Origin of the sequence: uncultured Phycicoccus sp. (assembly GCF_947495705.1) — a bacterium.
In the GTDB taxonomy this organism is placed as follows: domain Bacteria; phylum Actinomycetota; class Actinomycetes; order Actinomycetales; family Dermatophilaceae; genus Phycicoccus.
Genome location: NZ_CANLZR010000005.1, coordinates 1 through 12,594, shown reverse-complemented (window position 1 = coordinate 12,594; position 12,594 = coordinate 1). Strand labels below are relative to the sequence as shown.

At 72.5% G+C, this 12,594-nt stretch carries 14 protein-coding genes; 6 read left to right on the top strand and 8 right to left on the bottom strand.

The window, feature by feature from the left end:
• Positions 1–190 precede the first annotated feature (190 nt).
• A complete protein-coding gene (locus tag Q0963_RS08660; RefSeq protein ID WP_299445024.1) occupies positions 191–829 on the top strand; it encodes a DUF3105 domain-containing protein in 639 nt (212 codons plus the stop codon).
• Positions 826–1,464: a DUF305 domain-containing protein gene (locus tag Q0963_RS08655; protein ID WP_299445023.1), complete on the top strand. Its 639-nt coding sequence runs from the start codon at positions 826–828 to the stop codon at positions 1,462–1,464. Before Q0963_RS08660 ends, Q0963_RS08655 begins: the two co-directional genes overlap by 4 nt.
• On the opposite strand, the gene Q0963_RS08650 is transcribed toward Q0963_RS08655, so the two are convergent.
• A complete protein-coding gene (locus Q0963_RS08650) occupies positions 1,427–1,801 on the bottom strand; it encodes a single-stranded DNA-binding protein (protein ID WP_299445022.1) in 375 nt (124 codons plus the stop codon). The two genes, Q0963_RS08655 and Q0963_RS08650, sit on opposite strands and share 38 nt — an antisense overlap.
• 292 nt (positions 1,802–2,093) lie before the next feature.
• Between Q0963_RS08650 and Q0963_RS08645 the strand changes: the two genes are divergently transcribed.
• Positions 2,094–3,521 carry a M15 family metallopeptidase gene (locus Q0963_RS08645; protein WP_299445021.1) on the top strand — a complete coding sequence of 476 codons (1,428 nt, stop codon included), beginning with the start codon at positions 2,094–2,096 and terminating at the stop codon, positions 3,519–3,521.
• Positions 3,522–3,534: 13 nt separating this feature from the next.
• On the opposite strand, the gene Q0963_RS08640 is transcribed toward Q0963_RS08645, so the two are convergent.
• Complete coding sequence (locus Q0963_RS08640) at positions 3,535–4,890, bottom strand: MFS transporter (protein WP_299445020.1); 1,356 nt, start codon at positions 4,888–4,890, stop codon at positions 3,535–3,537.
• Positions 4,891–5,113: 223 nt separating this feature from the next.
• On the opposite strand from Q0963_RS08640, the gene Q0963_RS08635 reads away from it, so the two are divergent.
• Entirely contained in the window at positions 5,114–5,473 is a 360-nt protein-coding gene (locus tag Q0963_RS08635; RefSeq protein WP_299445019.1) for an RNA polymerase-binding protein RbpA, read from the top strand.
• 69 nt (positions 5,474–5,542) lie between these two features.
• On the opposite strand, the gene Q0963_RS08630 is transcribed toward Q0963_RS08635, so the two are convergent.
• The 6 genes from Q0963_RS08630 to Q0963_RS08605 are packed head-to-tail and all read right to left on the bottom strand — an operon-like array spanning position 5,543 to position 11,164.
• Positions 5,543–6,034 carry an FxsA family protein gene (locus Q0963_RS08630; protein WP_299445018.1) on the bottom strand — a complete coding sequence of 164 codons (492 nt, stop codon included), beginning with the start codon at positions 6,032–6,034 and terminating at the stop codon, positions 5,543–5,545.
• Positions 6,031–6,810: a polyprenol monophosphomannose synthase gene (locus Q0963_RS08625; protein ID WP_299445017.1), complete on the bottom strand. Its 780-nt coding sequence runs from the start codon at positions 6,808–6,810 to the stop codon at positions 6,031–6,033. Before Q0963_RS08625 ends, Q0963_RS08630 begins: the two co-directional genes overlap by 4 nt.
• Positions 6,803–8,374, bottom strand: coding sequence for an apolipoprotein N-acyltransferase (gene lnt / locus Q0963_RS08620; protein WP_299445016.1), 1,572 nt, complete (start codon positions 8,372–8,374; stop codon positions 6,803–6,805). The genes Q0963_RS08625 and lnt overlap by 8 nt, the downstream gene beginning before the upstream one ends.
• Before the next feature lie 14 nt (positions 8,375–8,388).
• On the bottom strand, positions 8,389–8,781 hold the full coding sequence (locus Q0963_RS08615; protein ID WP_299445015.1) for a hotdog domain-containing protein: 393 nt from the start codon (positions 8,779–8,781) through the stop codon (positions 8,389–8,391).
• On the bottom strand, positions 8,778–9,560 hold the full coding sequence (locus tag Q0963_RS08610) for an OAM dimerization domain-containing protein (RefSeq protein ID WP_299445014.1): 783 nt from the start codon (positions 9,558–9,560) through the stop codon (positions 8,778–8,780). Before Q0963_RS08610 ends, Q0963_RS08615 begins: the two co-directional genes overlap by 4 nt.
• A complete protein-coding gene (locus Q0963_RS08605) occupies positions 9,557–11,164 on the bottom strand; it encodes a lysine 5,6-aminomutase subunit alpha (RefSeq protein WP_299445013.1) in 1,608 nt (535 codons plus the stop codon). Before Q0963_RS08605 ends, Q0963_RS08610 begins: the two co-directional genes overlap by 4 nt.
• A 154-nt stretch (positions 11,165–11,318) precedes the next feature.
• Between Q0963_RS08605 and Q0963_RS08600 the strand changes: the two genes are divergently transcribed.
• Both Q0963_RS08600 and Q0963_RS08595 read left to right on the top strand, forming a co-directional pair.
• On the top strand, positions 11,319–11,840 hold the full coding sequence (locus Q0963_RS08600; protein ID WP_299445012.1) for a hypothetical protein: 522 nt from the start codon (positions 11,319–11,321) through the stop codon (positions 11,838–11,840).
• A gap of 77 nt (positions 11,841–11,917) precedes the next feature.
• Positions 11,918–12,478 (top strand): GNAT family N-acetyltransferase, encoded by a 561-nt coding sequence (locus Q0963_RS08595; protein WP_299445011.1) that lies wholly within the window; start codon positions 11,918–11,920, stop codon positions 12,476–12,478.
• The last annotated feature ends 116 nt before the right edge of the window (positions 12,479–12,594 follow it).

Sequence of the window (12,594 nt, the reverse complement as noted above, 5' to 3'; positions counted from 1 at the left end):
GGCGCCCCGGGCACCACGCTAGAGCGTCGGCGCTCGGGGCGCCGCCGCGCGGGGTGCCGGACCTCGGACGGGGGCGTGCGGCATCATGGAGGTCGCATGGTCGGCACTCGGACCCGGACGCGGAACTCCCGTGGCATCTCGTTCGCTGACCATGAGACCCCTGAGCCTGACTCCCGAGGAGCCATCCCCTGTGTCCCCGTCATCGCGCCAGTCCCGTGCCGCCCTCGATGAGCTGAAGAAGGCCCAGCAGGCGAAGGAGCGGCGCAGCCGGCTCGCCTTCATCGGGGGGATCAGCGCGGTCATCCTCGTCATCGCCGGCGTCATCGGTGTCACGGTGTGGCGCGACGTGTCCAACCGGCCGACCCTCGACGCCGTCAAGACCTTCGACGACGTCACGGCCAACCACGTGACGACGCCGGTCAGCTACGAGCAGACCCCGCCGGTCGGCGGCGACCACAACCCGGTGTGGCTCAACTGCGGGGTCTACGACGCCCCCGTCCCCAACGAGCTCGCCGTGCACTCCCTCGAGCACGGGGCCGTGTGGGTGACGTACCAGCCTGACCTGCCGGCGGACCAGGTGCAGAAGCTCGTCGACAGCGTGCCGGACGAGTACATGCTCATCTCGCCCCTCGAGGGCCTCAGCACCCCGGTCGTGGCGTCGGCCTGGGGCCACCAGATCGCGCTCGACGGTGTCGAGGACCCGCGGCTGGCCGAGTTCATCCGCGAGTACCGCCAGGGCCCGCAGACCCCGGAGCCCGGGGCCGCCTGCACCGGCGGCAGCGACGGGAGCACCACCGAGGGCACCGGCATGGAGCAGCCGACGTCGTGACGACCTCGGCAGAGCACGACACGACCACCCAGACGTTCTCGCGGCGTGCCGTCGTCCTGGCGGCGGTCGTGGCCCTCGTCCTCGGTGTGGCGGGCACGCTGCTGGCGGTGCGGGCAACGTCCTCGACCTCGGTGCCCGACTTCGGCGCGGACGCCGGCTTCGCCCGGGACATGCAGACCCACCACCGGCAGGCCGTGGAGATGGGCTTCCTCATCCGCGACCGCAGCACCGACCCGACCGTGCGCACCCTGGCGTACGACATCATCACGAGCCAGCAGCAGCAGGCCGGCCAGATGTACGGCTGGCTCGTCCAGTGGGGGCTGCCGCAGACCGCGCCGGCGGCGCCGATGGCGTGGGTCGGCGGTGAGCACAGCGCGCACGTGGAGGCGGGTGAGCCGATGCAGGGCATGGCGAGCGCCGAGCAGCTCGACACCCTGCGCGAGGCGTCCGGCGTCGACGCGGACCGGATCTTCCTGCGGCTCATGATCGAGCACCACCGGGGCGGGGTCGTGATGGCCGAGGCGGCACTGGCCGACGCGACCACCGACGAGGTCCTCAGCCTGGCCGGCGCGATCGAGCGCGCGCAGGCCGCCGAGATCACCCTGATGGAGGAGATGCTGCGCGAGCGCGAGTGAGCGCCGGAAGGCGGCGCACCCGCGTCGCCTCCACCTCGTAGCGGCTCACCGCCCCTCCCCCGGCGCGGAAGAACCGGCGTCGCAGGGCTCCGTCGACGACGACCCGGTCCCCGACGGCCAGCCGACCGGCGACCCGGCGCGTGGCGGCGCTCCAACAGGCCACGTCGATGGCGTCGACCGCCGCCCGCGGGGAGGCCCTGCGCCCCGGACGGGACACCGTGACCCGGACGGTGTGGACCACGTCCCCGCTGGGGAGCGTCACCGGCTCCCCGGCCCCCGTGAGCCGGCCGACGAGCCGCACCGCGTTCTCGTCGCCCTCGTCCTTCTCGGCCGCCATCGTGCCCTCCGTTCGTCCTGTCCGGCCAGCCTCCCGGGCGGCGGGTCCCCGGACCAGGCCCGCCGGTCGGTCTGTGGACGAGCGGAGCGACGTCGGCGCCCTGTGGACGGCGGCGGGCACGCGGATGGGGCGGCTGGGACGAGTGGGGCTCGATGCCCCGGCCGATCGGCCCTATTTGCCGAAAGACCCTGCTCAGCGGGGTTCCCCTGTGCCTATGGTGGGAACCGGAGCACGAGCAGGGCGTGCTCTGGGCCGTCCCGGCCCGTTCATGACGTGTGGAAACGAGTTCGTGGTGCGTCCGTACATGCGCTGGGCGCCGACCCGTGGGGTCGGTGCCGTCGCGGTGATCGCCGTTGCGGCCGCCCTCCTGGCCCCCGCCTCCGCGATGGCCGACGGTGACCCGCTGCCCACTCCCACCGGCCTCTTCCAGAGCACCGCGACGCCCGCTCCGACGCCGACCGCGACCCCGAAGGCCACGCCGAAGCCGACGAGCACTCCCAAGACCACCGCGAAGGCCACCCCGGCACCGAGGCCCAGCACCTCCACCCCTCCTCCCCCGCCGGGTCCCGACAGCGGTCACGCCGAGCCCGCACACCCCGAGCCGCTCTCCGGCGTCGTGCTCCAGTCGCAGATCGCCGAGGCCGCGCGCATCTCGGCCCAGCTCGAGTCCTCCACCTCCCAGGTGGCGGTCGAGATGGAGCGGATGGACGAGATGTCCGACCGCTCCAACGACCTCCTCGAGGACCTCGCCGCGGCCAAGGACAGCGAGGAGGCCTCCCAGAAGGAGGCCGCGGCCGCACGGGCCGGGCTCGCCCAGCTCGAGGGCCGGCTCGCCCGGGCCCGCGCGGTCATCAAGGACTGGGTGTTCGACGTCTACTCGGGCGGTGGCGGCGACGCCGACATCTCCGGGATGCTCGACGCGCTGAGCACCGACGAGAACTCCGCCGGCAACCCGCTCGGCGACCTCGCCTACATCACCGACCAGCGCACCCGCGCCCTCGAGGAGGTGCGCATCCTCACCGCCGAGCAGGTCAGCCTCACCGCGACCGCCGAGAAGGCCGAGGCCGCCGCCACCGAGGCTCGGGCTCGGATCGAGACCGCCAAGAAGAAGCTCGACGCGCTGATGAAGGTCCAGCGGGCCAAGATCGGCGACCTCCGCGCTCTGCAGATGGCAGAGGTCGAGAAGGCCGGGCCCATCGCCAACGCGCTGATCGGCGCTCGCACCCCCGAGGCCCAGGCCGCCTCGCAGCGGCTGCGGGCCGCGCTGAGCGCGTCCGTCGTCGAGACCGCCGACATCGGCAAGCCGTGTTCCGAGGACACCGGCGCCCACCCGAACGGTCTCTTCCCGCGGTCCGCGCTCTGCGAGCTGTGGCGCGCGCCGGGCGAGCGGCTCGCCCCCGACGCCGCCGCGTCGTTCAACGCGCTGAGCAAGGCGTACGCCGCCCAGACCGGGACCCCGATCTGCGTCACCGACTCCTACCGTCCGCTGTCCGAGCAGATCTCGGTCAAGGTCACCCACGGTCGGTTCGCGGCCACGCCCGGCACGAGCCGGCACGGCCTCGGCCGGGCCCTCGACCTGTGCGGCGGCGTCGAGGACTTCGGGTCCGCGGTGCACCGGTGGCTGCGCATCAACGCACCGCTCTACGGCTGGTTCCACCCGGCCTGGGCCGAGGCCGGGGGCCCGCTGCCCGAGCCGTGGCACTGGGAGTACGCGGGCTGACGCCCGTTGCCTCTCACGACACGCGGTGCTCGCCGTGCTCCTTGACCGGGATCATGACGGCGAAGCCGGCCGCGAGGATGACCACGATCCCGAGGATCCCCCAGTACTGGGTGTTCTCCTGACCGGTGACCGCGGCGCCCACGGCGATGAACAGCCCGAACAGCAGCGGCGACAGGAACGAGACGACCCGTCCGGTCGTCGCGTACAGCCCGAAGATCTCGCCGCCCTTCCCCTCGGGCACGAGGCGGGCCAGGAAGCTGCGCGACGCGGCCTGGGCCGGGCCGACGAACACCGTCATGGCCAGCCCGAGCGGCCAGAACACGGCCTTCCCGCCGTCGTGCAGGACGAAGATGAGGATGCCGAGGACGACGAGGGCGCCGAGTGAGATGAGGATGACCCGCTTGGGCCCGAGCCGGTCGTCGAGCAGCCCGAAGCCCATCGTGGCCACCCCGGCCACGATGTTGGCCGCCGCGCCGAAGATGATGACGTCACCCGCCGTGAGCCCGAAGGTCCCCGCGGCGAGGATCGCACCGAAGGCGAAGACGCCGGCGAGCCCGTCCCGGAAGAGCGCCGAGGCGAGGAGGAAGTACACCGTGTGCCTCGACACCGCCCACAGCCCGCGGATGGACCGCCACACGAGCCGGTAGGACTGGGCGACCCCCACCCGCGGCGTCCGCTCCCGGGGACGGTCCTTGAGCAGGAGGAACGCCGGGATCGTGAACAGCAGGGTCCACACGCCGCACACGAGCATCGAGACCCGGATGTCGAGCCCGTTCGCGCTCGTGACGCCGAACAGGCCGACGTCGGGCTGGATGAAGGCGAAGTAGATGAGCAGCAGGACGATGATCCCGCCGAGGTAGCCCATCCCCCAGCCGAAGCCCGACACGCGTCCGACCGTCCGCGTCGTCGCGACCTGGTCGATCGTCGAGTTGTAGTTGACCCCCGCGATCTCGGAGACCACCGACCCGACGGCCAGCAGGCCGAGACCGACCCACAGGAACCCCGGCTCGGGCACGACGAAGAAGAGCGACGCCGAGAGGCCGGCGAGGAGCCAGGTCTGGGCCCGCAGGTGGGAGACGGTGCGCCCCGAGCGGTCGGAGTTCTGGCCGAGGACCGGAGCGAGGACGGCGACGAACAGCCCGGCGAGCGCCGTCGAGATGGCGAGGGCGGTCGAGGTCGTGTTCGTGGCGCCGAAGGCCTCGCTGGTGATGTACACCGAGAAGACGAACGTCGTGATCACGGTGTTGAACGGCTGAGTCCCCCAGTCCCACATCCCCCACGCGAGCACCCGGCGCCGGGACGTCGGCGGTGCGAGGTCGAGGGCGCTGGGCCCGATGATGTCGGCCGGCACTACGGGCGGGGTGCTCACACGGGCACGGTAGCGACGCGGGCCCCTCCGTCGCCGACGCAACGCGGAAGTCGCTATGATCTGGTGGCGCGAGGCGTATGCAGGCACTGGGTGTGAGACGCATCACACGCAGGCCTACCAATCGGTAACGGGTGGAACAACGAACACCCCATGCACGTTCTCTCTTCATTGACCCGGCCGCGAGGACCCCGGTTCGGGACATCCATTACCTCGGGAGACACCCATGGCAGAACGCAGCCTGCGCGGCAGCCGGCTCGGCGCCCTCAGCATGGAGACGGACCAGAACGTCGTTCCGTCGGAGCGCCGGATCACCACCTACCTGTGCCCCAACGGGCACTCCATCGAGCTCCCCTTCTCGGTGGAGGCCGATGTGCCCGCCACCTGGGAGTGCCGGTGCGGTGCGGAGGCCAAGCTCCAGGGTGGTGGCGCGGAGCCGGACACCAAGCCGGTCAAGCACGTGCGCACCCACTGGGACATGCTGCTCGAGCGTCGCTCGATCCCCGAGCTCGAGGAGCTGCTCGAGGAGCGGCTGACACTGCTGCGCGCCTCCCGCGGCGAGAAGACGAAGAAGAAGACGGCCTGAGAAGCCCCGTCGAGCGCGAACGCGCCGGTCACCCTCGGGTGGCCGGCGCGTTCGTCGTCGTGGTCCCGGTCAGTCGACGACCTCGCCCTGGATGACGTCGGGGGGGCCGTCGGGGCCGCGGCCCCCGGGCCAGTCGCCGAAGGACCCGAGGAGGCGACGCGCCACGAGCGCCTCGAGCCAGCGCCGCGTGATGGGGCGGGTGGCGGGCAGGACGACGAAGAAGCCGACCGCGTCGGTGACGAACCCCGGCGTGAGCAGGAGCGTGCCGCCCACGAGCACGAGAGCCGCGTCGGCGAGCTGACGGCTCGGCATCCGGCCGCTGCGCAGGGCTTCGCGCAGGGCCGACCACGCCCGCCCCCCTTCGCGCCGGACGATGACCGCGCCGATGAGCGACTCCAGAAGGAGCAGGCCGAACGTCGGCCACCCGCCGATGGAGCGCCCGACCGCGATGATGACGGCGATCTCGAGCATCGGGACGAGCAGGATCGCGAGGAACACCCAGCGCAGGACCCGGCCGCGCCGCCAGCGGGCGGCGGCGGGGGTCGACCCGGGCCGGCTCACAGCTGGTGCCACCGCTCCGGGCGGTCGACGAGCGAGCGCAGCTGACGCGCCCGGTGCCGGACGCCCCAGCCGGTGATCCGCCGCAGCGACTCGGTCATGATGTCGCCGCTCATCTTGGAGGCCCCGACCTCGCGCTCGACGAAGGTGATGGGCACCTCGACGACCGTGAGGCCCGTGCGCACCGCGCGCCACGTGAGGTCGGTCTGGAAGCAGTACCCCTGGGACGCGACGTCGTCCAGGCCCATGGTGCGCAGCGCGTCGGCCCGGTACACGCGGAAGCCGGCGGTCGCGTCGTTGACGGGCATCCCGAGCAGCAGCTTGACGTACAGGTTGCCGCCCACCGACAGCGCCTTGCGGTGCAGCGGCCAGTTGACGACCCTGCCACCGGGTATCCAGCGGGACCCGATGACGGCGTCGGCGTGCTCGGCGGCGGTGAGCAGAGAGGGCAGGTGCTCGGGCCGGTGCGAGCCGTCGGCGTCCATCTCGACGACGGCGTCGTACCCGGCGTCCAGGGCCCACCGGAACCCCGCGAGGTAGGCCGCGCCGAGGCCTTCCTTGCCGGCCCGGTGCAGCACCTGCACCTGGGGGTCGGCGGCGGCCAGGGCGTCGGCGACGGCGCCGGTGCCGTCGGGTGAGTTGTCGTCGAGGACGAGCACGTCGGCCGAGGGGACGGCCGCACGGACGCCGTGGACCGCGTCGGGCAGGGTGTCGCGCTCGTTGTACGTGGGGATGAGCACGACCACGCGCTGGAGCGGTGGGCGGGTGGAGTCAGGCAACGTCGTGGTCCTCGGGGGTTCGGGGGGCTCGCGCCACCTTAACGCGCCGCCCGCTGCGGACTGCTGCGAGGACGAGCAGCAGCAGGACGATGCCGGCGAGCGCCTGGGGCGCCTCACCGAGCCGGTCCGACGGGGTCTGCTCGTTGCGCAGGACGACGCGGCCGATGCGCTGCTCGGCGGTGAACAGGCCGGTCTTCTCGGTGACGGTGCCGTCGGGGGCGACGAAGCCCGAGACGCCGACCGTCGAGACGTGCACGATGCTGCGCCCGTGCTCGATGGCCCGGATCCGCGAGATCGCGAACTGCTGCTCGGACTCGGCCGTGTACCCGAAGGTGGCGTTGTTCGTCTGGACGAGCAGCACGGAGTCCTGGTCGCCGGCGGCCGCCACGCTGTCGCGCATCAGCCCGTCGTAGGCGACCTCGAAGCAGATCGTCGGCAGGGCGGCGTACTCCCCCGTCGCGGCCGGCACCCGGAAGACGCCGATGGTGTCGCCCGCGACGAAGTTGCCGGCGAGGTCCGCGGCCGCCGTGAACATCCGGAAGAACTCCCGGTGCGGGATGTACTCGGCGAACGGCACCGGATGCAGCTTGGTGTAGCGCTGCGGGTCGGCGTCGTCCGGGCCGGTGTAGAAGAGCGAGACGTTGGAGCTGGCCCCCACCGGCTCGGCGAGCACGGCGCCGACGACGATCGGCACGTCCACCGCCTCCAGGGACCGGCGGATCTGGGCCGCGGCGTCCGGGTTGCGCAGGGGGTCGATGTCCGAGGAGTTCTCGGGCCACACGACGAGGCTGAGGTCTTCGGGGGCGGTCCCGGCGAGCCGCTCGGTGCCTGCCGCGTGGTTGTCGAGCACGGCGCGCCGCTCGGCGTTGAAGTCGAGCCCGGCCTTGGGCACGTTGCCCTGGACGAACCCGACGGCCTCGGTGCGCCCGTCGGTCGGGAGCGCGATGGCCAGCGGCGCCAGGAGGACGACGGCGGCGAGGACGAGTGGCGCGGGGGCCGCGACGCGGGGGCCACGCACGGCGAGGGCGGCGGCGAGCAGCAGGAGGGTGCCGACGAGCGCGACCCCGAACGTCACGCCGGGGGCGCCGAGCCAGCGGGCGAGCGGCGCGAGGGGGCTGTCGGCCTGGCTGAAGGCGAGGCGCGCCCACGGGAAGCCGCCGTACGGCGTCGTGCTGCGTGCCCACTCCTGCGCGACCCAGCCGAGGGGGACGAGGGCGTACGCGGCCCGGGAGTGGCCGGCCGCGACGAGGCGGCGTCCGGCGAACCCGGTGACGGCGCCCTGGAAGGCGACGTAGAGGGCCTGGAGGGTCGCCAGCGCGAGCCACGGGAGGGCGCCGACGTACACCCCGGACCAGGACAGGGTGGGCACGAAGAAGCCCAGGCCGGCGACGAGGCCGAGCAGGAACCCCCGCGGTCCCCCGGCCCGCAGCGTGACCCCGCCGAGCACCGCCACGCCGAGGGGGGCGAGCCACCACAGGTCGTGGTCCGGGAAGGCCAGCCACAGCAGAAGTCCCGCGACGACGGCCAGGACGAGCTGGAGGGGGAACCGGAGCGCGGAGGGCACGCGCTCACGGTAGGTCACCGTGCTGGTGGGACGACGACGACCCCTCGCGCGGTCGTCGCGACGAGCGGCGGGTCGAGGACGTCGGCCGCCGACTCCCCGCGCTCCGGGGCGCCGCGCCCGACGACGCGCACCTCGAACTCGAGCTCGCGCGAGCGGGTGCCGACCCGCACGATGCGGGCCTCGATCTCGATGACGTCGCCGGCCCGCACCGGAGCCAGGAACTGGACCTCGGAGTAGGAGGCGAAGAGTCCCTCGTCGCCGTCGGTCCGGATGCACATCTCGGTGGCGACGTCCCCGAACGCCGCGAGGCTGTAGGCCCCGTCGACGAGATTCCCGGCATAGTGCGCGTGGCTGTACGGGACGTATCTGCGGTGGGTGACGGTGAGTCCGACCTCGGCGTTCGTCATCGCTGCTCTCCTCGGGGGTCCGGGCTCGTGCGGGAGGCGACGAGCTCGTGGACGAGGTAGGACGCGACCTCGCCCGGGGTGGTGCCTCGGCCGAAGACCCGGTCGACGCCGAGAGCGCCCGCCGAGCCCTCCTCGAAGCGCGGCCCGCCGACGACGAGCAGCGGCACCTCGCCCGCGGGGAACGCCTCGCGGAAGGCCGCCGACATCGTCGTCGTGTTGTGGATGTGGGCGTCCTTCTGGGTGACGACCTGGGAAACCAGGACCGCGTCTGCGCCGACCTCACGCGCACTGGCGACGAGCTCGGGGACGAGCACCTGGGCGCCGAGGTTCACCACCTTGAGCTCGCGGTAGTACTCCAGGCCCTTCTCCCCCGCGAACCCCTTGATGTTGAGGATCGCGTCGATGCCCACGGTGTGCGCGTCGGTGCCGATGCAGGCCCCGACGACGACGAGCTTGCGCTTCAGGTGGGTGCGGACGGCCTGGTTGACCTCGGCGGGGGTGAGCAGCGGGAACTCGCGCTCGACGACGTGGACGTCGCGCAGGTCGACGAGGTGGGTGACCGAGCCGTAGACGACGAAGAAGGTGAAGTCGGGGCCCATCGCCTTCGCGTGGACGAGCAGGGCCGGGCTCAGCCCCATCTTCGCGGCCAGCTGCAGGGCCGCACCCTCGGCGCGCTTGTCGTGCGGCAGCGGCAGGGTGAAGGAGACCTGCACCATGCCGTCGCCGGTGGTGTCGCCGTAGGGGCGCACGAGCGGGCCGCGCTCTGCCGGGGCCGTCATCGGGTCGATCCTTCCTCGAGCAGGGTGGTCGCGGGGTTGTCGTAGCCCTCGGCCTTGCGGACGACCCCGTCCAGGCCCTTGCCCTTGCCCGGCGGGCGCTTCATCGCCCCGAAGGTGCCGTCGGCGATGGCGGCGAGCAGGGGCTGCGGGTAGTCGGTGCCGGCGGTCGCGGTGTCCGCGACGATCTCGTCGAGGAGGTCGACGGCCTCGGACAGCACCTGGCGGGCGCGGGTCTGGATGAACCCGTCCCGCGGCGGGTGGAAGTCCTCGGTGAGCCCGCCGGCGGCGTCCATCACGTAGCGGACGTTCTGGAGGGCGAGGTCGCGGTCGGAGAGCCACGGGGTCACGACGGCCTCGGTCATCATCCCGACGAGGAGGATGCCCTGGCCGGTCATGGCGCCGACGAGGTTGAAGAAGCCGTCGAGCAGGTAGCCGCGGAACACGTCGCCGGTCATGTGCTTGGTCGGCGGCATCCACTTCAGCGGCGCCTTCGGGAACAGCTGGCGGGCCAGGAGTGCGTGCGCCAGCTCCATCCGGAAGCTGTCCGGGACGTCGGGGTTGATCTCGAAGGCGTGGCCGAGCCCGAGCTGCCAGTCCTCCAGCCCGGCCTCCTTGGCGAAGTACTCGTTGAGCAGCTGGCTCACGGTGACGGTGTGGGCGGCCTCGACGGCGTCGGCGGTCGTGAGGTAGTTGTCCTCGCCGGTGTTGATGATGATCCCCGCCCGGGCGTGGACCTGGCGGCTGAAGCGCTGGTCGACGAAGGTGCGGATCGGGTTGATGTCGCGGAAGAGGATCCCGTACATCGAGTCGTTGAGCATCATGTCCAGACGCTCCAGACCGGCCAGCGCCGCGATCTCGGGCATGCACAGCCCGCTCGCGTAGTTGGTGAGGCGCACGTACCGGCCCAGCTCGCGGCTCGTCTCGTCCAGCGCCGCCCGCATGAGCCGGAAGTTCTCCTGGGTGGCGTAGGTGCCCGCGTAGCCCTCGCGGGTCGCGCCCTCGGGCACGAAGTCGAGCAGGCTCTGGCCGGTGGACCGGATGACGGCGATGACGTCGGCACCCTCGCGCGCCGCGGCCTGGGCCTGCGGGATGTCCTCGTGGATGTCTCCGGTCGCGACGATGAGGTAGATCCAGGGTGTCCGCGGGGCGTCGCCGACCTTGGCGATCATCCGCTCGCGGGCGCGACGCTGGGCGTCGACCGCCCGGATGCCCTTGGCGACCGCGGTGCGGGCGGCCTTGCGGCCGGCGGTGAGGTCGCGGCCCTCGGGGAGGCGGAACGTCACTCCCCCGCTGCTCGCCTTCTGCGCGAGGGTCAGCAGGTCGGGCGCCTCGCCGCGGCGGAGGGCGTCCCACACGGGGGTCGTGACGCCGTGCTCGAGCCCGACCTCGGCGCGCACCGCGTCGACGAGGTGGTTGACCCACGGGGTGCCCTCGTGGTCGGCGCCCGCGAGCCCGGCCAGGCGCAGCGTCGCCCGCTCGACCGAGACCGTCGTGTGCGCCCGCGCGAGGTCGACGACCGGCTTGCCCGCGGTGCGGGCCAGGCTGCGGGCCCGCCTCGTGACGGCGGGGTCGAGGTCGAGCAGGGCGGGGCGGCGTGCAGACACGGCGTCAATCTAGCAATCGGACCGCAGGATCTGCACCAGCACATCCGGTCAGCCGCAGATCCTTGCGACCTTCGTGCTCCAGTTGCACATGGTTCACGACGGGCATACCAATGCTGGTGGAAAGTCACATCCCTGCAACCACCGGAGGATTCCCATGCACGCACCCACTGTCCCGGCTCCCACAGCCGCTTCGCGCCGCCGCCGGACCGTGTCCGTCCTCGCCGCCGCGGCGACGGCCGCGGTCACGGCCGTCGGCTTCGCCGGCCCCGCGGCTGCCGTGACCCAGGCCAGCGCCGAGTCGCAGTTCCGCGCGGCCGGCATCACCTGGTCCTCGTCCGGCAACTGCACGACGCGGAGCAACCCGACGTGCACCTCGTTCGAGGGCCTCCGCCAGGCGACGATCGACGGGGCCAAGACGCTGAAGAGCGCCAGCGGGTGCGCGCTCAACATCACCGGCGGGACCGAGGTCGGCCACTCCTCCGGCACCTACAGCCACTACAACGGGTACAAGCTCGACTTCAGCCGGACGACGTGCCTGACGAGCTGGGTCAAGGGCCACTACGCGTACATCGGGACACGGAGCGACGGGGCGCCGATGTACAAGGCCGCCTCGGGCAACATCTACGCCGACGAGGGCAACCACTGGGACGTCACCTACTACACCTGCGGCTGCTGACGCTGCGTCCGCCATCGGGCCGCGCCCTCCCCCACAATCGGGTGGAGGGCGCGGCCCACCTCTGCTGGGATGGCCCCGTGACCGACCTCCCTCTCGCCGCCCCACCCCTCACGATCCGCCCGATGACCCTCGAGGACGTCGACCCCTACCTCGCGTGGCGGAATGCGCCCGAGGTGTCGCGCTGGCTCATGCACACCCGGTCCGACGGTGCCACGCTCCGGGACGAGCTGGCGGGCGAGCCGGACCCGAACGAGCTGACCCTGGTCGGGGTCCTCGACGGTCGGGTCGTCGCGGCCGGGTACCTCAGCGTGCGCGACGGGATGGGGCAGGACCTCGGCAGCGCCCACGTGCGGTCCGAGGCGCTGCTCGGCTGGAACGTCGACCCCGCCGTCCATCGGCGGGGGTTCGGCACGAGGATGGCCGAGGCCCTCCTCGCCGTGGCCTTCGACGAGCTCGCGGTCCACCGGGTGACCGCCGGCTGCTTCGCCGACAACGAGGGCTCGTGGAGGGTCATGGAGCGGGTGGGGATGCGCCGCGAGCAGCACGGCGTCCAGGACTCGTGGCACGCCGAGCTCGGGTGGGTGGACGGGTACACCTACGCGATGCTGCGGTCGGAGTGGGTGGCCCGGGCGGGCTGAGCAATTCGGCTCTCATGGAGCCCAATCCCTGTGGACATGTGCTTGTCGTCGTACGGGTGTTCGAGTAGGATGAGGCATGGACAGGGGGCAGCTGAGCAGCCGGATCGCGGCACTGC